Genomic DNA, 21932 nt, shown 5'->3' with positions numbered 1-21932 from the left:
CTGCCTTTGTAACCCCGCTAGAGAAATTTTAAGATTCTTTTTGTGAATAACCACCTGTCCAACGCATTCGCAATTATACCAGAGATTCGGCTTTTTCAGGGTCAAGGGGTAATTCAATATAAAACACACTTCCTTTACCCAGTTGACTTTCCACCCACACTCGCCCATGATGACGTTCCACAATGGATTTGACAATCGCCAACCCCAGACCTGTTCCGCGCTGTTCATGGGCCTCTCGTCGTCCACTGCGGTAAAACTTCTCAAACAGACGCGGCAGGTCCAAAGGAGCGATGCCAATACCGTTATCCCGAACCGCAAAGACCACTCGTTCGTTTTCGCAAGTAGCACTCACCCAAACCCCACCATGAAGGCGAGTGTACTTAATCGCGTTGTCCACCAAATTGAGCAGGGCCTGTTTCAAAAGATCGGGGTCAGCGCGCAGAACCAGGCCCTCCGGAAGATGAAACTCACTTTGTATTTCAATGCTCTTCTGAGCCGCCTGAGGCTGCAACTGGGCAATTACCTGGCTCACCACTTCCGCGGGATCTAGATTTTCGAGTTTTAATTCAATCCCGGCCTCAATGCGCCCCAAATCAAGCAAGTTGTTGACCAGCCGCGTCATATTCTCGATACCACTGACCATCTTTTGCAGGTAACCTTGCTGCTGCTCGTTGAGGTCGCCAATCATCTGTAACATGGTGGCATAACCCCGAATCAGCGTCAACGGCGAGCGTAAATCATGGCTCACCGTTGCTACAAACTCAGACTTCAGAGCATCCAACTGCTTGTAATGAGTAATATCCTGGAGCACGCACACTTTGCCAATCGGGTATTCCTCGCCCCAAACCGTTGCCACGCTGGCGTGATAGATGCGCCCTTCAGCAAGGGCAATCTCCCGCGATTGGAAGCGCGTTCCAGGCGGAAGGGAAAGGAGTTCCAGGAGTCCTGGAGCTGTTATCACTTCCTCTAAAGCGCTTCCCGGCGTCACCTGCCCAAACAACCCCCGTACTTGAAGGGCAGCCGGGTTGAGTAATAACAAGGCATTTTGATTGTCAAAAACCAGCACCGGATCAGGCACCGATGCCAGCACTGCTTCCAGGCGCTTGCGCCCTACCTCAGCCGTGGCATACAGCCGCGCGTTGGCGGCTGCCATCGCAATGTTTCCTGCCAGCGTCTCTAAAAAGCGCAGTTCCTCATCAGCAAAAACGCGCGGCTGATCGTAACCCACCCAGAACACCCCATAATAAGTGTTCTCGTAGCGCAACGGCAGCGCCACAAGGGCTGATGGGTAGGGCCGTCCCTGGATCACCTCCTGAAGGCGCCGCGCACGACCCACATTGGCAATGGTGAGAAGGTTTTGCTGGCGCACCCCCTCAAAGAGAACCTCATCCAGATAAGCAAAAGGCTCGGCAAGACTACCCTGTCCTAAAGCCACTCCTTGCCCACTGGTAAAATCTAATTTCACTTCCGGGATCAAAGCCACCCGCGCTGCTACCACGTGTTCCCCTAACGTGACTTCCAGCGCTGGCGCAATGGCGGCTTCAACGTCCAGATTGGCAGCCACCGCCTGGCTGACGCGTAAGAGTTTATTCAACTCTTCCAACCGCGCCTTCAGACTCAGACGCATTTGCTCAAAGGCTCGACCCAGTCGTCCAACCTCATCCACTCCCTCCACCTGAACGGGGGTATCGAGTTGCCCATGAGCAATTCGAGCGGCCTGGGAGGCCAAAAGGGACAGTGAGGTTACCAATGTGCGTGACCCCACTCGGGAAAGAATGATCAACAGCCCGGCAAAGAGAACCAGCGAGATCAAGGTGGGAGCGGCGATTTGAAGCGCCATATCCTGAGCACGTTGCGCAGGCATAACCAGAACAACGCTCCACGGCTTGCCCACTACCGGCTGGTAATACATGAATTGGCGCGTTCCCAAAGGCGAGAGACCCTCATAGAATCGGGGTTCACCCCCCAAAATAACGCTGCCAAAGGATTCGCCCAACAGCGCTCCGGTCGTGGGATTGGCCTGGTAAAGGACCACCCCATTTTCATCCAGAATAAAGCCATCCCCACCTTCACTCACGATGCTATGTAATGCCGCCAGAGCAGGTTGAGTAAATGGATTGGTATCAAAGTCTGTACGCCCTACCAGCACTCCCTTTACACCACCAGCGTCACGAACCCCCGCCAGAAACGAGACTTGCATGGACCGTTTTTCCCCTGCCGGCAGAATCGTATATACCTGAATGGGAACGCCCTTAAGGGCTAAACTGATGCCCTGGGTTTCTTGAGCCGAAAGGGGTGAGATACTCAAATCGAGATCGGGGTGGGCAGCCACCAAACGTCCCGCAGTATCGAAAAGCATTAGTTGGTGGAAATAAGGCACCGCTCGTAATTGTTGAGCCAGGCGCTCCCGGATTGTCTCTGGGGGTTGCTCCAACAGAGCAGGGTCTGCCAGGCGAGTAACCAGGCTCTGCCCGCTTTCTAGAAAATAGGGCAATCCCTCTGCTGCTACCTGGGCGGCCCCGCTCAAACGCTCCTGAAGCATCTCTCGCGCCGCGTTTCCGGCCACCATCCAGTGGCTTACGGTCATGACCAAAAAGAGAAGAACGACCAGGGGCAGAGTCACAAAAAGCAAACGGTTTGCCAGGCTAGTTTCCCAGGGTGCCGGCATCAGAATAGAAGGGCGTCGCCAGCCCGTCCCCGGAACCACCGCCAAAATTGTCGCCATTCCGCCTGCCAGAACCAACTCCCCATAACGCACTAGGCTGATCAACCAGGACTGAGAGAAAGCAAAATCGAGGCGCGTGGCAAGCCCACCGGGAGCGGCGAAGAATGCCCCCAGGATCAGAATCGGCGTGTACACCACCCCCACAACCAGCCCTGCAACCAGGGGGAAACGCAACCAGGCCCAAAAGCGCCCCTGATACGCCTGGGTTACGGCAAACCCATACAGCAGTCCTAATCCACTGATCAAAAGAGGGGTGAACACATCATGCGTGATCCATATGCCAACCAACAGACCACTTTCCAGTGCTATCCAGGCCGCCCAAAAGGGCCCCAGCCAGCCTGACGCCAATACCCAGGGGATGGCTGCCAGCGGTAACAACAACGGGAGAGGCGACTCGCCCGGCAAATAGGGCAAGGGCAACAACTCCTCACCCCCTATTTGAATACCGATCAGCAAGGTCGTGAGAGGAGCAAGTAGGGCCAGCCCTAAAAGCAGATACCATCGCTGACGGGCAACCTGTAAGGCCCCGGAGGCTACTTGCCTTAGCCCCCACCCCCAGATAACCCATAGAAGCCCCCAGCCTAACCATCCCATCCATTGAGAGGGCAGGACCAAGGAGGGCTCACGCGTAAAAGGCCACACCCACTCCATCGTCATCCGCTCATTCTACTCCACTTCCACCCCTGCATTGTCATTTCATCTCAATTGGCATACGATCCATACGATTGAGGCCTCGCCAGTAAATCGCATAATGCCAGGCCGGAGGATCCTGAATGGGCAAGCGCCGCACTGCCTCCAGCCAGTGTTGTTCGGTTTCATTGCTTTGCTCCAGGCAATGCTGACTGAAATGGTAGCGCTCATCCGGTGAAGCCTCCGCTAAACGCTCTACTTCTGCCAGGAAGTGGGTTTCCAGGGCTTCTCTCTCCCCTTCAATAACCTTGATTCGGGTGGGATAATCGCGCAGGATTTCTCGATGCAGAAGTTCATGGCGCCAGAATATGGACTCGGGGTCATACTCCCCTCGCGGAAGCGGCCCCATTTCGGGTAGCCCACTATCCAGCCAGAATGGCTTAAAAATGCTGGTACAGGGAGCCGAGGTTGCGGTTGCCCAAAAGGTGAAGCGCCCAGGCTTCAGATGGGCAATCAACGAGGCTACCGACTGACTTCGCCGTATCGGACCAAAAGCGGCATGCATGCAAACATCCGCCCCCATTAATCCTCGATCCGGACGCCAGGGATTGCCGCGGGAAACATTGTGCTTACGCAGCGCTGTCATCAAGGTGGATACCCCTATCTTTCCACGGGCCTGGTGAAGTGCATCCAACGTGCAGGTCTGCCGACCACGTCCATCGCCAAAACGGGTGAACAGCCAATCCGAGTAGCAAGCCGCAAAATCAAAATCCTCGCGCCGTTTGCACCATCCCCGATCCAGCGCAAAACGCACCACATCTTCAGAGGCAAGATCCCAGGCCTTATGGATGCTGAGCGCGTTCGAGATGGTCCGCACATCACGCACACGCTCCGCCACCCAATGCCGCCCCGCCGTCTCAAGCACCCAGGCTTCTTTGGGATCGGCAATCAAGAAGCTATTGTGGTAATAAAAGGGGTGACGGAATCCACAATTTCCGCCTTGGCCGTAGGTCTCCAGCAACCGCACAATAACCCACAACGCTTCCTCAGCCGTCTGCGCACGCTCCAGAGCCAGCCGCAATAAGTCCATGCCCGTAAGGCCGGGTTGTTTTTCGTACGGAATGCGCGTGAAGACGGCTTCATTTCCAATCACCACCCCGTGTTCATTTGCCCCCATCTCCGCCCCCCACATCCAGAACGGACGCGAAAGAAGCACAGTATAAGTGCGTTCAACCTGAGGAATTTCAATATAAGTGCATTTGACACTTGAACCCGGCGCATGAGTAGCCCCGGGAATTACCTCAAGCACCTGGGCTTCGTCCGGCTCACGATCCGAATTTTTAGCGAATACCACAGCCCCGTCAGCAGTAACATGCCCGAGAGCCACCAGGGTATCACACATGATCTGTCCCCTAATTGATTCGTGCCAAAATTTTCTGTACCACTTCGTCCACGTTCAGCCCATCTGTGTTGATCACAATGGCATCTGCGGCAACGCGCAAGGGAGCGACTTCACGGGTTGAATCCAGATGATCGCGCTGCCGCAACCCCTCTAGAATTTCTTCATAACTGACCGCTTCCCCGCGTGCCTTGCGTTCCAAATAGCGCCGACGAGCACGCTCCTCCACCGAGGCATCCAAATAGATTTTGGCTTCAGCCTCCGGCAATACAACCGTGGTGATATCCCGTCCGATCATCACCACTCGTCCGCGCAGGCCGATGCGACGCTGTTGCTGAGTCATCGCCTGACGAACTCCCGGATAAGCCGCCACTTGCGAAACCCACCGATCCACTTCTGGGCGCCGAATCGCCCACGTTACATCTTCGCCATCCAACCACACGTCAGCCTGCCGTCCATCCTCGTGGCTGGGTGGACGCACATCAATCTGCACGGTCTCGGCCAGGCGGGTCACCGCCGCCTCATCCTCAACCGACCCCAGGCGTTGCAGCGCCGCCCAGGTAACCGCACGATACATGACTCCCGTGTCAAAGAAGAGATATCCGAGGGCCCTGGCCAAGCGTTCTCCGACTGTGGATTTGCCCGAGGCTGCCGGCCCATCAATGGCTATGGTCAACGGAGGTGCTTCCATGAGAATTCCCAAGACTAAGGATTTGTAAGGTTAACAACCTGAGGAAAACGATCCGCGCGTACCCACACAACAATTGCCTGGCGTTGCAAGGGCGCCTTACGATATATTATCCAGGATAACCACTCTCCTGGCAAGAAGAGCGACCAGTCAGACGTCTCCCGCCACACAAAGTCCTGCCCGCGGTAAAGGGCACTGACTCCCGGCATCGCCACCTCAGAGGTAATTACCACCGAAGGAGTCTCCAAAGGCGGAAGTGTTTGGACAAACTCTGCGTGATAAAATCGCCGCAGGGCCCATCTAAGCGCCTCCGATTCGATCCCTACCACGCGAATATCCACTGCGTCCCGCCGTCCAGTAACCCACTCCGAGACGTCCTCCAAAGTCTTCAGGAGCAAATCCTCCTCGGCTACGTAGGGCTGAGATCCCCAAATCTGGGCCGAGGGCGCCCGTCCCAATCCGGCTGCTTGCCAGGTGGCCGAAAAAGCCAGCAGGCCCAGGAAGACAGTGCCTCCCCAGAATAAGCCCTGGCGAGAAACCTGCATCCCCCACGACCACCCCACGACCAACCAGAGGGCAACCCCTAACAACACGGCTCCCAGGAATGCCAAACCCCGCACCCAAATCCACTGGGGATCAACGTTGCCGGGCACCAGCCCCTCAAGATTGAGCCACAAATAGCCCAAAAGGACGAAATACGCGGTAGCAACCACCAACAGGGAAGTTCGTTCGATCTCACGCAAGCCGCCAAGCCACTGAGTCAGCGTAGAGGCGGCTAAAATCCACAGCGGCACCAACACCCAGATCAGATGACTCACCTGCCGCCCCGGATAAACTGCCAGCAGGATCACCCCAACCCCCAGCCAGAGGGTGGATAAACGGGCCAGGGGGGACATACGGCGCCACCCCCTCATCCACTGACCCAGTGCCAACACCCAACCCAAGGGTTGATAAACGAGCAACGCCATTCCCAGCAACCCCGGCGATGTGGTGCCTTGAGCTGCCCACCCACGTAGAAACTCAACCAAACCCGTAGCCGCCGCACCCAATCCACGCCCTACAATCCCCAGACCGCTTCCTAATAGGAAAAACGCCACCAGAGCCGAGATGGCAAGACGCGGCCAGGGAATAGATCCATTGAGGCTGACCCCATAAAGCGAATACGGGGTTTCTGGCACGTCAACCTCCAAAGACCCCTCAATCCAGCGCCAGAACCCCCAGGTCGCTCCCAAGATCAGGGCTCCCAGCCAAAAAGAGGCTCCAGAAAGAACTCCCAATGCCAGTGCAATCCCAGCCAGGCGCCACTCCCTGCGCCAGGCAAACGTGATCAGTCCCAGCAAACTCCACAGGGCGAGACTATCAGCCGTGGCCAGGCGCGAAGTCGCCACCAGACCCGCATCCAGCGCCAGACCCAGCGCCAAAAGGATTGCCAAGGGCTGGCCCAATTGGCGCCTTAGTAACCAGGGCAGGCCCACTACCAAGATTCCCCATAACGCTGGCCAGAACCGCGCGGTGGCTTCCCGCGCCCCAAGGAGGAAAAATGCCAGTGCCGTAGGGAGGAGATAACCAGGCTGGCCTGCCAGATCAGGGACTGACTGCCCCTGCGCCAATGCATAGGCCTGTAAAGCCAGGTGTGCTTCGGTTTCACTCAAAGGATGCTGGTCCAGGGCAATCAACCGCAACACCAGCCCCAACAGAAATACGCCGATAAAAATGCCCGCCCCTAACCTGGCTGAGGATTGTGGCTCCTGCTTCTCATGCGATATGCTCATGCTTACCCTCACTTACCCAGACGGATCACCTGGTAAATAGCGGTGTCGGCATCCTGATACACCCGTCGCCATAATCTGCCCTCCTGGGTCTCAAACTTTGCCAACCCCTCGGCCTGATAAACCGCTTTCTCCAATTGTCCCACAATAATATAAATAACCTGATACCGATCCAGGAAGCGCCGGGCCTCTTCCAGATCCATTGTATTGTAGAAGGCCGCAATGGCCGCCACACGCTCGGTGACCCAGGTGTCAGGCAGAAGGGCTCGTTGTTGACGTTGGTGCCAGTTCCAACCCACCACCCCCGGCAAACCAGTGTAAATCGTAAAGCGGTTTCCCCAACGGTATTCAGGAACATTCGCCTCTACAATCACAGGAGATCCCTGGACCGTCTCCTGCATCCAGCGGATGGCACGATAATCCTGACTCAGATCCAGAGTGTGCTCACCCTCCCAATAGGTTGAAAACGGCATGTAAGCCATACCATCAAGGGAGTGGGGGGCATTTGGACTCATGCGATCCCGAATTTTATCCGCTCCACCCAAAAGCGGAAAGAGGAGTGCCCCACCGACGAGAAGCCCCAACCCCACTTTCCATACATTCTGCCAGGCCGGCTTCCAGAAGCGTGGCACCACCGACCATAACCAGGTCAGAGCCGCTGCCGCGCTAACGCCCAACAACACCCACGCCTGGAGATAGAATTTGAACACCGTGTTCATGCGGCCGATATCCCCCCGCAAAACCACCAGTTCGACCGCCAGCGTGAGTGTCAACGCCGCCGCGCTCATCACCAGGACTGCTCGCCTGGCGTGATCTTGATGCGAACGCAGGAGCAACAACCCAGCCCATAGCACCAGGGCCATGACCAACCAAGCAATTTCAATCCCCAGTCCCCGGGTCAAATAAACCATTGCCCCCACATAGATTATCCCTCCAATCATAAGCGCATAACGGTACGGGTAGATGCGACGTATTGCCGAAAGAGGTGTCGTTGCCATCCACACGTAGGTTTCCCAACCGTACCAGAACACCAGAACAAACAGGAATACGCCCCAATGAGTTAGATAGGACCAGAAAGGTGAGCGGGCCCCGCGCCATAAATCAATGGCGGCATATGCTTGCCCATACCAGTGACTGAATGGCGCATAAAGCCACAACGCCAACCCCGTAAGCGCTAGTGAAGCCACCCCCACTGCAATCCAGCGTCTGATCTGTGGCGAGAAATAGGGACACCAACCCTCAGGAAGGTCGCCATTTTGCCAGCCGCTGAAAATCACGGCAAGCAGAGCCAACCCCAAGTAGGTGGGCAAATCCCAGGTGTTGGTCGGCCGCAGAGCCCCGATAATCAATCCCCCCAAGAAAAAGAGCCCCAGCACCCGCAACGGCCATTGCACACCCTCCTCAGAGCGTATCCAACGCCAACCGGCAAAGAGCACTGCCAACCCCCACCCCAGAGCCAGGAGGGTCAGAGGCAGAGCGAACAAGTGCGCGTGAGGATCAGCGTACAGAAAGGTGAAAAACGGAAACTCCGTAATCGGCTCCCCCGGGTAAACACGGCTCGGAATCCAGTACCAATCCCCCGGGGCATAAGGCAAATGAGCACCTGCAATCAAGCGTCCCAACCCCTGCATTGCCCAAATCGCCTGCTGAATAAAATTTGCCCCTTCAATTTGCCCATTGGGAGCCACTAACCGCTGCAACCCCTGCCAGATCATGCGCACCGTGCCCAGGTTGCCCAGAATCAACACCCCCACTGCCGCTGCCAATCCCCCCAACCACGGCCTGGCTTCCGCCCAATAGGAATCCCCAGGAGCATCATGAGACCGGCGTGCATTTGCCCAGTAAACCAGGTTGAAACCCGCACTAAAAGCCCCCAGCGCCACAAAGGCAAAAAATGAGGGCAAGATCAAATTGTAGGCTATGGACGGGACAATCCCCAACCACTTCGTCGGCACAGCCGCCAGGACGAACCCAAAGTAGTAATAATTGATGTATCCACCCGCGAACCAGGGGTCATAGGGTGGGAACGTGGTGCTTTTGATCACCGCGTTGAAGTAGGAGAAATCCATTGGCTTCTCGCCCCCCTTGTAGGGGTGCCACAAGTCCGGGTTGCCCAGGCGGACCAACAGGAAGAAGAGAAAGAACGCCAGGGCCATGGCTTCAACCCGTAGAATGTACCGCCATCCCTGGCGCAGTTCCTGAAAAATTGCTTTGCGCTGTAAAAAGCCTAGCCCCAGGTTAAGTCCCAAAAGCCCAACAGCCGTAAACGATACTGTGAGAGGGGTAAATGGCACCCCAAATGAACCCAACACCCATACTCCCCACCCCAGACACAGCAATGCCAAAATTCGCAACAGGGGATATCCTCGATCCGGCAGGTAGCCAAAAACCAGACGCCCCAGCGGGTAAACCACCCATCCCAATACCGAGAGTACGAGATACCAGAACACCAACCCCAAGCCGGGGTAACGATTGTACCAGGCCGAAGTGTCAAAAAAGGCGGACCAGGTTCCTCCTCTGACCTGTTGAATCCAGCGTTCCAGCGGGAGCATTAGGGTCGCCGGGTAGGACTTAAACTTGCGCGGTGTCAGGCGAATGACCTTGCTCAGGTCCGCACTTCCCAACACTGCGTGCACCTGGGCCGGGTTGTAATCAGCCCGCTTTTTGAAGATCAAGACTTTGGGATGATCATAAACCGTAAAGGCTTCTTCGGCAAATTGGGTGTTAAATTTGAGCGGCCCCAGGTTAGGATCGCTCTGGAACACCCGGATCAACTCAAAACCCAGGTTTCCTTCAAACATGCCTGGCTGGGCTACGCTGTAACACCAAAGGATGGACTTATCTTCCGGGCATCCCAGCAGATTTCGGTAATAAACCGTCGTCAACGGATAACGCTCTGGCACGCGGGTCGTAGTGCCCCACTGGCGATTCGAGGTGATGAAGATATAATCCGCCTGGTCAAGAATGGAGAGAAAGCGTGCCAGTTTCTCTTCATTATCATCCCAATACATTTCAAAATTCAAGCCACCGCGGTAAATTCCCCCGTAAGGATCATAGCCATCCATGCGCAACGGGAGACCATCATCCCAGGTAGATTCGTGAGCCGGCGCGCTACCATAGATGGCAATCTCACCCTCACCGGCTATAACATCCAGGGTTAGAAGGTACCCCTTATCTTTTTCCATCCGAATGGGTGTTTTCAGTGTAAGTAGATAGGGTTCACCCCGTGGATCCCCTTGGGCCTTAAACGTGCCTTGGATCTCTTCCGTGGCCAGGGTACTCCCAGTAGCCGAATCCATTACCTGAAGGCGCAAGGTTTGGGTTTCATCCAATCCCCTCCAATCTACAATCCGGTTCAGCCATATACTTGTTAGCGTTCCCGTTTGGGTAGAAACAAAGGGAATCACCCAACCCTGACCCGGGCGCAATGGCTCTACCAGATCCGGAATGACGGTAAGCCGTTGGGGAACCTGTTCACTTCCTAATTGAATGGCCCCGTTCAAGCGCAGTAAATATCCCTGGCTCTCCAGGCGCACCTCCAGCCAGTAGGACCGACCCGCATCGAGTCGAACCGGAGTCTCCAGAGCAACAACGCGTGCACTCTGATCTTCGGAAACGGCAAACGTGTCGGTCACCTGGCGTACTGCCAGAACAGCCCCCTCCCCTTCATCTGTACCGAGGAGAATCTGCACGGTCTTCGGATCCGTTCCAAGAGAAGGATCGTAAATGGCCGCGAACCATATCTGCGAGACCATCCATGATTCTGTGGGAGTGAATGCCCAGCGTAGAGGCTGCGCGGCGGTAAGGGAGGCCCCGGCCCGTACCGGCAACGGTTGATTAAGCACCCCAGTCTCAGATTGAATTTGCAGGCTAATTGGCCCGGGCACGTTTTGGTAAATCCAACGGCTGGCGGCTACACGAGTTACCGGGCGCGTGTAGATACGGGTAAACGCAAAAGCCCATAAGAACGTCCCAACCAGCACCAACCCTCCCAGCCCAAGCGCAAGCACTTGATGCCTTTTTGGGTGTGAACGAACAGCGATCATAGAGGATTGACCTTTCTCCCACCACATGGTCACGGCCCAGGCGGCGATGACCGCCAACGCCGGGTAAACCGGGAGTTGATAACGCATCGCACGCGTGAAGTTCAAACTCTGCCAGGTGAAATACAGCCCCGTCCATCCCCACAACAAAAGGTGCTCACGCCATTCTCCTTTGATAATGCGGTTACCCATCCACAAAAAACCTGCCCAGGCCAAAATCCCCAGGGGGAGTCCCAGCCCCCATTTGACCATGTTTTCCCAGGCAAAGGTAACCGGACGCCGGGCCCACTGCAACGCGGGTGGGAAATCCACATCTCCATTGCTAAGGTTGCTCAATTCGCGCAGGTTATCTACCCAGCGCGGGTTAATGGCAAGCCCCCAGAATCCGGGCCCGCTAAAAGCATAGGGCTGAAAAACACGAAAGCACAGGAAGGCCACCCCCACTGCCAGCAGAAGGTTACGCACCATTCCTGTCCCAATTGCGTAACGCGAATCCGCAGGAAGCCGTGAGAAGCGAATCAAAACTGCCAGCGGGAGCAAAACGGCAACCGGTAATGTGCTTACCTTGGACGCCAATGCCAGCCCCAGTCCCACCCCAAACAGCAAATAAAAGCCTACCGGCTCTCGCATCCCCGAAGCCATGGGAGTGCCCTGAGAATCCTCGGGTAACGGAGCAGTCATCACCCGCACGGCTGCATAGAAAGCCAAGTAAAGGAAGGCGTTGGCGAACGTATCCACGGTAAAGTAGTGGGACAGTTGAATTTGCAGCACAGCCAGGGCAGCGAACGCTGCCGCCAATACCCCCAAACCGGTTCGGCGATAAAGGTGCCGCGCAATGTGATAAACAAGAAATACGGTAAAAAGATCCGCCAGAGCCGAAAGCACTCGTCCCACCAGGTAGATTTCCCCGTAGCCGGTTTTTCCAAGCGCTTCACCCACCCACCGCACCAGGAATAAAGGAAGCGTACCATACACATAAAAACCATATCCAACAACATGGGGATTAAGGGGAGAGGTAGCCGTGTTGAAATACTCTGCCAGACTGCCGGGGGACCGCACCGAACTGGCAACCATGGTCATAAAACGCTCATCGGGATGAAGATGTTGCTCCTCATCCCAATCCAATCCCACCAGGCGGAAATAAGCCCCTACCAGCAGAATAAGGATTAACAGCGCATCCCAGAACAATCTACGATGCGTCGGGTGTGAATGGCCTTTTTCGTCGTCAGGTGTTGTGGTCATAGTCGGCTCGTTCTTGTCTCTCAGGGAGTCTGGGGAGGAACAAAGAAAATCAAAAAATCCTTCCCTTCGCGGTGACTATCATAGTAATAGAGGGAACCTGCCGGATAAAGCGCACGTAATTTTTCCAGCGCTGCCTGGTCTTCGGGTTTGAGAATGAAGAGCTTGGGCCCTGGCTGCTCAAGCGTTTTCTCGAAATCCTCAGGCCACAACGCATAATCTTTAAGCGGGTAACCCGCATTGATCCCCACCAATCGAGTGTCCACCCAATAAGGGTAAGGCACAACGTAGGCCGTATCAGGATTGCCAATGGAATCGGCGAAAGCACGGATGACATGCCCAATCTGCGAAGTATTCCAGGCACCCGCCATGAACTGGCGGTCAAATTGTCGAAATACCAGGTCGAAATTCTGATAACCAACCGCGGCCAGGAGCCCCACTCCCACCAGCCCACTGAACACCTGTCCCCAGCGAGGGTGAACATGGTTCTTCAACGTCTGCAAAAAGGTAACCAACCCAATGGCTGCAATGATGAACACCGGAACAATTGCTCCACCAGTTCGGTTGAGCGAGGGGTTTTCCTCAGGAAAGGCCAGCGAGAGAATCGAGGGCATCATCAGCATGGGTACGGAGAGCAAAAGAAAAATATCAACCCAATGGCGTTCACGCACATAACGAAGCACAATGATGACAAGACCAAGGAAATAAAACGCTGCGGTGAACAGATCCAGCGCCGGACGACCGGGAATGGAATGCACCCAAATACTCCCATTATCGTAGAAAAACATGATGAGGGCCTTCCATAGATTGCTCAGGAAGATTTGCCAAACCGGCGCAGGGTAAGGGCGCTCGACCGCACTAAGCCGTGTCATCGCCCGAAAGGCGAACATATCGGGTTGCTCCACCATGTAACGCAGAAGCGGCAGAAAAACCACCAATGCAGTAAAAGCCAGCGCCCCAAAAGCCCACACCGTAGCCCAGCGGCGCCCTCGGGAATGCCGGTGGAGCAAATACAACCCTACTGCCAGTCCCATGACAAAAGGTAGAAGACGAGTTGGGCTGTACCCGTGCAGCCCAATTCCCAAGGCCAATCCGGCCCAGATAAAATCATTGCGCTGGCCATGTCGCAGTCCCCGAATGAGGAAATACAGTGCTGGCGCAACAGCCATTGGATAGAGCGGAAAGCGCAATCCCACCCGGGAGATGACATTCGGCCAGTAAGCCACCCCGGCCAGAAGGAACGCTACCAACCCCACCCATTTTCCTCCGAGTTCTTTGCCCAGTAAGTAAATGAAGGGGAGTGCAGCCATACCCGCCAGGGCTGTACCTATCTTCAGGCTTATGAAGGAGAGCCCCGTACCGGCCACTACGGCGATCAAGGCAGTCAGATACATTTGAAATGCTTCCCGTCCGGTATTGCGTGGGAAGAAAATTGAGGTCTGACCTTGTAATACATCTGCCACATCGAGCAATTTTTCAGCGTGATCGCTAAACATCTCCCCCAGCACACTATCCAGACGATAAAACCGGTAAAAGGCCACCACCAGTGTGGCCAGAGCCAATACCAAAGCCCAGCGCGAAATCGAGATAGTCCAGCGCGATTGGCGCAGTTTGTTGAGCCAGTCCCGCAACCCTCTTCCCGACGACACAGGGAGTAAAAAGGCAACCAGGGTTGCCGCCAGGCACCCCAACCATAAAATCAGGTTGAGGGGGGTAAAACGATTGCCTCCTAATGCCAGGAAAGCGAACGGCATTAACCCCGCAGCCAGCAACGCAGCCCGGGTTCGCACTTTGAGTGGCAAGACCGTGGGCGGTGTCTCATTCTCAAGGACCGGTATCTGCCATTCGCGCTTCCAGATTGCCGCTAGCAAAGCCACCAGCGCCAGTCCATAAATCCCCACTGCCACCAGAGGGGATCCTTCCCGTGGGGGTTCCAGCAGGGCTTGCGCTAAAAGTGCCAGCCCCACTGCAGACAAACTCAACCAGGGCACCCGAAAAGGTTCACTCGCTTCATGCTGTGGAGCCGGTTTCTTAGCGGGGCCAGGTTCAGGTGCAGAAGGAACTTCCGTGGAAACTACAACAACTTCTTCGTCCGAAGGGGGCAAAGGGGACGTTATCGAGGGTTCTTCTAACGGGGGTATGGCCGGTGGCCTGCCCCGCCAGGGAGTCAGCAAGGCTTTTACGAAATCCAGAATGGTGGGTTCCTTCATGGTCAGTGCATCTCGTAAGTCCAGGTTCTCTTGGCTGGCGGATCACCCCAATTGAGTGTATATCATAATTCAAGACCCAGGGACTGGCAAGCACCGCCCACATCCTTGGCGGGGACGCTAGCACGGCCCGCATGAAGGGCGATTATGCTAAACTTATCTTGGAGGCCCTTTGAGAGCAGAGGAAACCATGGAATCAGTGGATGGTTTGCCCCTGGATACCATCCTGGAAGGCGATTGCCTGGAAATCTTGCCTCAACTTCCTTCGAATGCCGTGGACATGGTGTTCGCCGATCCCCCCTACAACCTCCAATTGCAGCATGCTCTCTACCGCCCCAATTTTACACGCGTAGACGCGGTAGATGACCATTGGGATCGCTTTGAATCATTGACTGCTTATGATACTTTCACGCGCGCCTGGCTTTCAGAGTGCCGCCGCGTGCTCAAAGACACCGGGACCCTCTGGGTAATTGGCACTTACCACAATATTTATCGTGTCGGCGCGCTGCTCCAAGAATTGGGGTTCTGGATCCTTAATGATCTAGTCTGGATCAAAACCAACCCCACTCCCAACTTTCATGGTACCCGCTTCACGAACGCTCATGAAACCCTCATCTGGGCACAAAAAACCAAAGGGGCTAAATACACCTTTAACTACCAGGCAATGAAAGCCCTCAACGAAGACCTTCAAATGCGTTCGGATTGGTACCTGCCGACATGCATCGGCAACGAGCGCATCCGCATCAACGGCGAGAAAGCCCATTCCACCCAAAAGCCCGAAGCCCTGCTTTACCGCGTCGTTCTGGCTTCAACACAGCCTGGTGACATCATTTTGGACCCCTTCTTTGGAAGCGGTACCACAGGGGCCGTTGCCAAAAAATTACATCGTCATTATCTGGGCATTGAACGGGACCCCCGCTACGTTCAAATTGCACGAGCACGCATTCAAGCCATTACCCCGGCTCCCCTTCCAGCCGTGGAATGGGTGGAAACGCGCCGGCGTCCCCGCATCCCTTTTGGGGCTCTCTTAGAAGCCGGCTTGCTTCAACCCGGTCAGCCTCTCTACTTCCGGGGAGGATCCCCGGAAGCCATCATTCTTGCCAACGGTCACCTGCGCTGCGGTGAGCTTACCGGATCTATCCACACCGTAGCGCGTGCTCTGCTGAATAATGCACCTTGCAATGGTTGGGATCTCTGGTACTACCGCGACGAAACTGGGAATCTCTATCCCCTCAACAACCTGCGCCTACGGCTCAGCAGCGCGTATTTCAGACCGAAAAATACCGATTAAACGCGCCGGGCCACATAAAACGTGTACACCCCATCATCGCAAATAGCCCTCTGGTCATAGTAAGGCTGTACCACTCGCCGAGTCAAACTGAGATTCCAGGTTGTTGGTGCAAGAATCCACCTGCCGGTCAGTTTCCGCGCCACCCATGCGGGAAGGCCAAAATAGTGCCCCCATTCCAGGCAGGCCAGCGCTTCAGGTGAAAAATAGTGCCAGTAACGCTCCAGGGCGAAACCCGCTGCTCTCAATCGTTCGTCCCAGCGAGGCACGTCATCACAATGATAATGGCGCGAAATACGGTTGAAGAAACGGCGATACGCTTCGGCCAGCCCATGCCACCCCAGCCGGTCGAGGAAGCGAGCCACCGAAAGCGAACGGGTAAAACGGTGATTGGGTACGCAAAAGATAAAGGGCGCTCCTGGACGAAGGACGCGGGCCACTTCCTGCAAAACCCCATCCACATCCGGAATATGTTCCAACACCGAATTGCTCACTGCACTGGCAAAACTCGCTGAGCCGAACGGCAGTGCGTTCCCATACCCACGGAGCACCCAGCGGTAGCCCCCATAATTTCTTGCCAAGGGCAAAACTCCTGGGTCCGGATCTAACCCCACATCCAGGGGTTCGGCAAAGGTCACGCTGGCGAAATGCCCATCCCCGCACCCAATATCCAGCACCGGACGGGGTAAATGCAGATCCTGATAGAATCGCGCCTCAACGGCTCGCAACAAAGCCCGGAAATAGGGCAATTCGCGTAAGTGCAACCAGAGGAAATCTCGCTTGCCCAATAGAGGTGATGCGGAAGGAATCTGAGTCGGGCTCAATGCAACTCGTCCCACATGGTTTGAAATAGGGTTTCAAAGTGCGCAGCAATGGCATCCGGGTGATATTGCTGGCGAATGGTTTCGCGATCCACTTTGAACTGCTCCCGGTTCGCCAGAACTTCCAGGATCGCCTCTGCCAGCGCATGGGAATCTCCGACCGGGGCAATGTGCCCCATGTGATGCCTCAGCACTGGTTGGCGCACTCCCGGTAGATCTGACGCCACACAAGGCACATCATTCATCATGGCCTCAATTTGGACCAGGCCAAAGGCCTCGGTGGAATTAAGCGATGGCAGTACCAACACATCAATGTTGGGGTAGAAACGCGCCATATCTTCTGGATTCAGCACTCCTAAAAAACGCCAGTGTCCCTGTGCTTGCAAAGCCTCAATGCGAGGAGCAAGTCGGCGGAAATACTGCTCTTCCCCCACAATATTTTGGTAAGGCCCTGCAAAGTGGACCTGTGCCTGAGGATAGACCTCCAAAATGCGGGGTAAGGCGTCCAGGAGCACTTCAACCCCCTTTTCAGTGGCAAAGCGCGCTGCCATGCCGATAACCGGGCGACGCCCTTCAGGGTTAAAGCGCTTTCCAAACTCCTGAATGCTTTGTAAAGTAACCACCGGTAACTCTACTGGCGGTGGAATGACGTGCAACTTGTGCATGTACCGCCTCAGATACGCCGAATGGTCTGCATAATCCTGGGTGTAAGTGACAATCCGATGGGTAAATAACGCTGCCAGTTCATTCATCACCAGCACAGCCTGATTGGCCAGCCAGGCCACCAACCCAGGGGGCATGCGCAAATCACAGTGATAAGTGATGACGGTGGGCTTTCGCAAAAGCCGTCCTCGCAACGCAATGCCGGCGGCATCAAACTGGGGTAAATGCAGATGCACCACATCATGAGAGAGCACCAGACGCGTGGCCAGGAAGCCGAAGGTGGGCATGATGACCCCTTTGCTCACGCGCCACATCACTGGAGCGCGAACAATCCGCACACCATCCACCTGTTCTTCGCGTGGCAGGGAACGCTCATACTGTGATGTGAGCACGGTCACCTGATGCCCGCGCCGCGCCAGGGCTTTCGCTAACCGCTCGGCATAAATGGTCAAACCCGAAGTGTGAGGGCGGTAATAAGTGAGTACGGTCAAGATGCGCATCGTTGCTCGCCAGGTTCAAAAGAGATTTAGATTGTCCCTGACCCAGGTTACTAAGCGTTCCACCCCTTCTTCCACGCTGACTTTAGGCTGCCAATCCAACCACTGACGCGCTTTGCGAATATCCGAAATATAAACACGTTGATCACCTGGGCGCCACTCTCCAAAGTCAACCGGGATTGAAAACCCCACTAAACGCTCTAAAAGCGGTCCAAACTCACGCCAAATCGAGATGCTGTTTTGCGGACCTCCGCCAATATTGAAGATCTGGCCCGCTACTGCATCAATGCGCTCAATGGCCGCATTATAAGCATCCAGAAGGTCATCAATAAAGAGCAGATCGCGCACCTGCTTACCGTCTCCATAGATGGTCAATCGGCGCTTCAACAGAGCAGCAATCACAAACCAGGCCACCCATCCTTGATCCTCTACCCCAAATTGGCGCGGTCCATAAATGCAAGATTGGCGCATTACCACCGTGGGCAAGCCGTAAATACGCGCATAATCACGCACGTACTGATCACCACACCCTTTTGAGCATCCATAGGGAGAATGAAAGTCCAGGGGTTGAGTCTCCGGGCAACCTTCAGGAAGGTCCTGATAATACCAGCGGGTATCCCCCTCCACCACAGCCACATTCTCCATGCCCCCATAGACTTTATTGGTTGAAGCATAGATGACGACAGGATCCTTTCCCGAAAGGCGAGCCGCCTCTAAAACGTTGAAGGTACCCAGCGCATTGATTTCAAAATCACTGCGTGGATCGGTTACCGAGGTGGTGACAGCAACTTGAGCAGCCAGATGCACCACCACATCCACACCCCGTACCGCCTCGATCAACCGCTGGGTATCCCGGACATCAGCCACAATCAAGCGATAAGCATCCTCACCAAAGGTGGTGCGCAACCACTCCAAATTGCGCACTGCCCCTGCGCGTGAGAGATTATCATAAATGATTACTTCATGTCCCTGGTTGATTAACCGGGCGGCATAATTAGAGCCGATGAAACCTGCTCCTCCAGTGATGAGATAACGTCGCGGCATTGTACCTCCACACGGATTTTACGAAATTGGGTCCCTGTGCTCCCGCAGTTGCAGCCATTGGGTCCATCCCTGCAGCGAACGGCGCTGGCGTAACAACCCCAGCACGCCTAAAACCCCCGTCATTATGAACTGCAAAAAATGCAAGGTAATCGCGTAGGCCAGGGCAGGGGTTGATTCCACTCCCAGAAGGGCTAGCGCACCCACCAATGCCGCCTCAAACGTTCCCAGCGCGGCTGGTGCAGAAGGCAGAGCGATCCCCATAGCCAAAACCCCATCCGCAAACGCCCCCCACCAGAAGCGAGCGTGTGGCGCAATAGGCAATAGCATCAGGTAATAATTGCACACCGCTAGTCCCCACGAAACCGCAATCCAGAACATGACCTTCCACAAGGAAGCAGGACTACGCAATGCCCCCAGCCCTTCAATGAGCGTGCGCACTTGAGGTAGTACCACCTCTTGAAGGATCCGCCAGCGCCAGCGTTGAGTCACCTTCTCAAAAAAGCGCAAAGCGGCTTCCTGATGCTGGGCAATTTGGGTCAAGATGAGCAGGACCAGCAAAATCACCCCCAACGTCAACCAGGACACAGTACGCGCCCAGGCCATCCCCACCACCAGGGGCAATGTACTCAACAGCAAGAGCGCCGCAAAGGCCAGGTCTAGAATACGCTCGATGACCACGGTGGAAAGGATGTGAACCGGGCTGAGATTGATTTGCTGCCCCAGCAACACAGCGCGCCCTAATTCACCGGCCCGTAGCGGTAATAAATTGTTAATCAAATAACCCTGATTGATAGCCCAGAACGTCTGAACAGGATGAGCGCGCCCCTCCAGCAAGGCGGCCCAAGCCATGGCGCGTACCCAAAGGAAAGCGAGGGTCAACAGCAGTGAGCCCACGATAAAGGGCCAACGATAGGCAACTAAGGCCTCCCCAATCCCTTGCCAATTGGCAACCCGGAATAAAATACCTAACGCCAGCACACTAATGAGAAACCCTGGCAACCACTTTACCCATGTGGCCCGACAAGCGCCCTTTTCTCTCAATCTTCCTCCAAGCCCAAAACCGCCAGGAATGCCTCCTGCGGAATTTCCACGTTACCGATCATTTTCATGCGCTTCTTCCCCCGTTTCTGCTTTTCCAGCAACTTTTTCTTGCGCGTTACATCGCCGCCGTAACACTTAGCCAACACATCCTTGCGCAACGCCTTGACATTAGCCCGAGAGATGATGCGCCCTCCAGCCGCAGCCTGGATTGCCACGTCGAACAATTGGCGGGGAATGACCTCCTTGAGTTTACTGACCAACGCCTGGCCTTTGTGATAGGCCTGATCGCGATGCACAATGGTCGCCAGGGCATCTACTGGCTCACCCGCCACCAGAACTTCCAATTTGACCAGGTCACCCGGACGATACTCAGCAAAGTGATAGTCCATTGAACCATAGCCGCGGGTGCGAGACTTAAGTTCATCGAAGAAGTCCACAATCAACTCAGAGAGCGGAATCTCAAAAGTCAATTGCACCCGGTTCGGCGCCGGGTATTCCTGCTCGCGGAAAATGCCGCGGCGGCGACGTACCAAATCCATCACCGTGCCGTAATACTCCATCGGGGTGAAAATTTGAACCACCATCCAGGGTTCGCGTATCTCTTCAATCAGCCCTTCATCCGGGAGCAACGCCGGGGAATCAATTCGAACAACCTCCCCAGTTCGCAGGACCACCTCATACTCGACCGAAGGGGCTGTGACCACAATATCCAGGTCATATTCGCGTTCCAGACGTTCCTGGATAATTTCCATGTGGAAAAGCCCCAAAAAACCACAGCGGAAACCGAAATTAAGGGCTTGGGATTTCTCAGGTTGAAATACGAGGGAGGCATCATTAAGTTGGAGTTTCTCCAGAGCCTCCTTCAGCCGTTCGTAGTCTTCGTTTTCAACCGGATAAATCCCAGCAAAGACCATGGGCTTCGGATGACGAAATCCCGGCAAGGGTTCAGCCGCAGGAGAGGTGGACGAGGTAATCGTATCACCCACGCGGCATTCCGAAACTGTTTTCAAGCCGGTAGCCACATACCCCACCTCCCCAGCACTGAGGACACTTACCGGGCGCATATCCGGTGAGAATATACCGACTTCAACCGGTCTAAAGTCAATCCCGCTTGACATCACCCGCAGGGTGTCCTCGGGGCGAATCATTCCATCGAACACCCGCACATAGGCAACCACGCCTTTGTAAGAGTCGTAATGGGAATCAAACACCAGCGCCCTCAACGGCAGGGAAGTATCACCACGAGGGGAAGGCACCCGTTCTACCACCGCTTCCAGAACCTTCTCCACATTGGTACCTTCCTTAGCCGAGACGGCCAGAATCTCTTCCGGGGGTGTTCCCAGGAGGTTCTGGATCTCCTGAGCAACCTCGGCAACACGTGCCGAGGGCAGGTCAATCTTATTAATCACCGGAATAATGGTCAAATCGGCATCCAGAGCCAGGTAAAGGTTCGCCAGAGTCTGCGCCTCAATCCCTTGCGTAGCATCTACAACCAGCAGCGCTCCTTCGCAGGCCATCAGCGCCCGACTGACCTCGTAACTGAAATCTACATGACCAGGTGTGTCAATCAAATTCAGTTCGTACTCTTTCCCACTGGAATGCCGGTAAAGCATCCGTACCGCCGAGGCTTTGATGGTTACCCCCTTTTCTCGTTCCAATTCCATCGAGTCCAACACCTGCTCCACCATCTGGCGGTCGGAGATGGTACCGGTTATTTGCAAAAGACGATCCGCCAAGGTGGATTTTCCATGATCAATGTGGGCAATGATGCAGAAATTGCGAATAAACTCTTTTTCCATAGTCGGGGAATAGTATACCCCAAAATAGGATCAAAAGAGCCCTGCCAGATTGGTCAGGGCTTCTCCCCCTTGACAATAC

12 protein-coding genes are annotated in these 21932 nt (G+C 55.2%); 1 reads left to right on the top strand and 11 read right to left on the bottom strand.

The annotated features are described in order from the left end of the window. Nucleotides 1-73 precede the first annotated feature (73 nt). The 6 genes from SE15_RS11945 to SE15_RS11920 are packed head-to-tail and all read right to left on the bottom strand — an operon-like array spanning nt 74 to nt 14703. A complete protein-coding gene (locus SE15_RS11945; RefSeq protein ID WP_083461910.1) occupies nt 74-3382 on the bottom strand; it encodes an ATP-binding protein in 3309 nt (1102 codons plus the stop codon). A 34-nt stretch (nt 3383-3416) separates the two neighbouring features. Further along, entirely contained in the window at nt 3417-4757 is a 1341-nt protein-coding gene (locus tag SE15_RS11940; RefSeq protein ID WP_054522324.1) for a C69 family dipeptidase, read from the bottom strand. 10 nt (nt 4758-4767) lie between these two features. Beyond that, nucleotides 4768-5445 carry a (d)CMP kinase gene (gene cmk / locus SE15_RS11935; protein WP_054522323.1) on the bottom strand — a complete coding sequence of 226 codons (678 nt, stop codon included), beginning with the start codon at nt 5443-5445 and terminating at the stop codon, nt 4768-4770. A 14-nt stretch (nt 5446-5459) separates the two neighbouring features. After that, nucleotides 5460-7214 carry a hypothetical protein gene (locus SE15_RS11930; protein ID WP_054522322.1) on the bottom strand — a complete coding sequence of 585 codons (1755 nt, stop codon included), beginning with the start codon at nt 7212-7214 and terminating at the stop codon, nt 5460-5462. 8 nt (nt 7215-7222) lie between these two features. Then, the gene (locus SE15_RS11925) at nt 7223-12496 is read right to left on the bottom strand and encodes a DUF2298 domain-containing protein (RefSeq protein ID WP_054522321.1); all 5274 of its coding nucleotides are present in this window, start codon (nt 12494-12496) and stop codon (nt 7223-7225) included. Between the two features lie 20 nt (nt 12497-12516). Continuing rightward, nucleotides 12517-14703, bottom strand: coding sequence for a glycosyltransferase family 39 protein (locus SE15_RS11920; protein WP_054522320.1), 2187 nt, complete (start codon nt 14701-14703; stop codon nt 12517-12519). Nucleotides 14704-14890: 187 nt separating this feature from the next. Between SE15_RS11920 and SE15_RS11915 the strand changes: the two genes are divergently transcribed. After that, nucleotides 14891-15991 (top strand): site-specific DNA-methyltransferase, encoded by a 1101-nt coding sequence (locus tag SE15_RS11915; RefSeq protein ID WP_054522319.1) that lies wholly within the window; start codon nt 14891-14893, stop codon nt 15989-15991. Here the strand turns inward: SE15_RS11915 and SE15_RS11910 are convergent. From SE15_RS11910 to lepA, 5 genes are read right to left on the bottom strand one after another with little or no spacing between them, the layout of a single operon-like run. Continuing rightward, a complete protein-coding gene (locus SE15_RS11910) occupies nt 15988-16812 on the bottom strand; it encodes a class I SAM-dependent methyltransferase (protein ID WP_054522318.1) in 825 nt (274 codons plus the stop codon). The two genes, SE15_RS11915 and SE15_RS11910, sit on opposite strands and share 4 nt — an antisense overlap. Then, on the bottom strand, nt 16809-17972 hold the full coding sequence (locus SE15_RS11905; protein ID WP_054522317.1) for a glycosyltransferase family 4 protein: 1164 nt from the start codon (nt 17970-17972) through the stop codon (nt 16809-16811). Before SE15_RS11905 ends, SE15_RS11910 begins: the two co-directional genes overlap by 4 nt. Nucleotides 17973-17987: 15 nt before the next feature. Further along, nucleotides 17988-19013: a GDP-mannose 4,6-dehydratase gene (locus SE15_RS11900; protein ID WP_054522316.1), complete on the bottom strand. Its 1026-nt coding sequence runs from the start codon at nt 19011-19013 to the stop codon at nt 17988-17990. An 18-nt stretch (nt 19014-19031) separates the two neighbouring features. Beyond that, a complete protein-coding gene (locus SE15_RS11895; protein ID WP_054522315.1) occupies nt 19032-20054 on the bottom strand; it encodes a lysylphosphatidylglycerol synthase transmembrane domain-containing protein in 1023 nt (340 codons plus the stop codon). Then, nucleotides 20051-21853 carry a translation elongation factor 4 gene (gene lepA, locus SE15_RS11890; protein WP_054522314.1) on the bottom strand — a complete coding sequence of 601 codons (1803 nt, stop codon included), beginning with the start codon at nt 21851-21853 and terminating at the stop codon, nt 20051-20053. The genes SE15_RS11895 and lepA overlap by 4 nt, the downstream gene beginning before the upstream one ends. Between the last annotated feature and the right edge of the window lie 79 nt (nt 21854-21932).

The organism is Thermanaerothrix daxensis (assembly GCF_001306145.1).
GTDB classification, from domain to species: Bacteria; Chloroflexota; Anaerolineae; order Anaerolineales; family Anaerolineaceae; genus Thermanaerothrix; species Thermanaerothrix daxensis.
The sequence above is the reverse complement of the archived record's forward strand: the minus strand, read 5'-3'. Positions and strand labels throughout refer to the sequence as shown.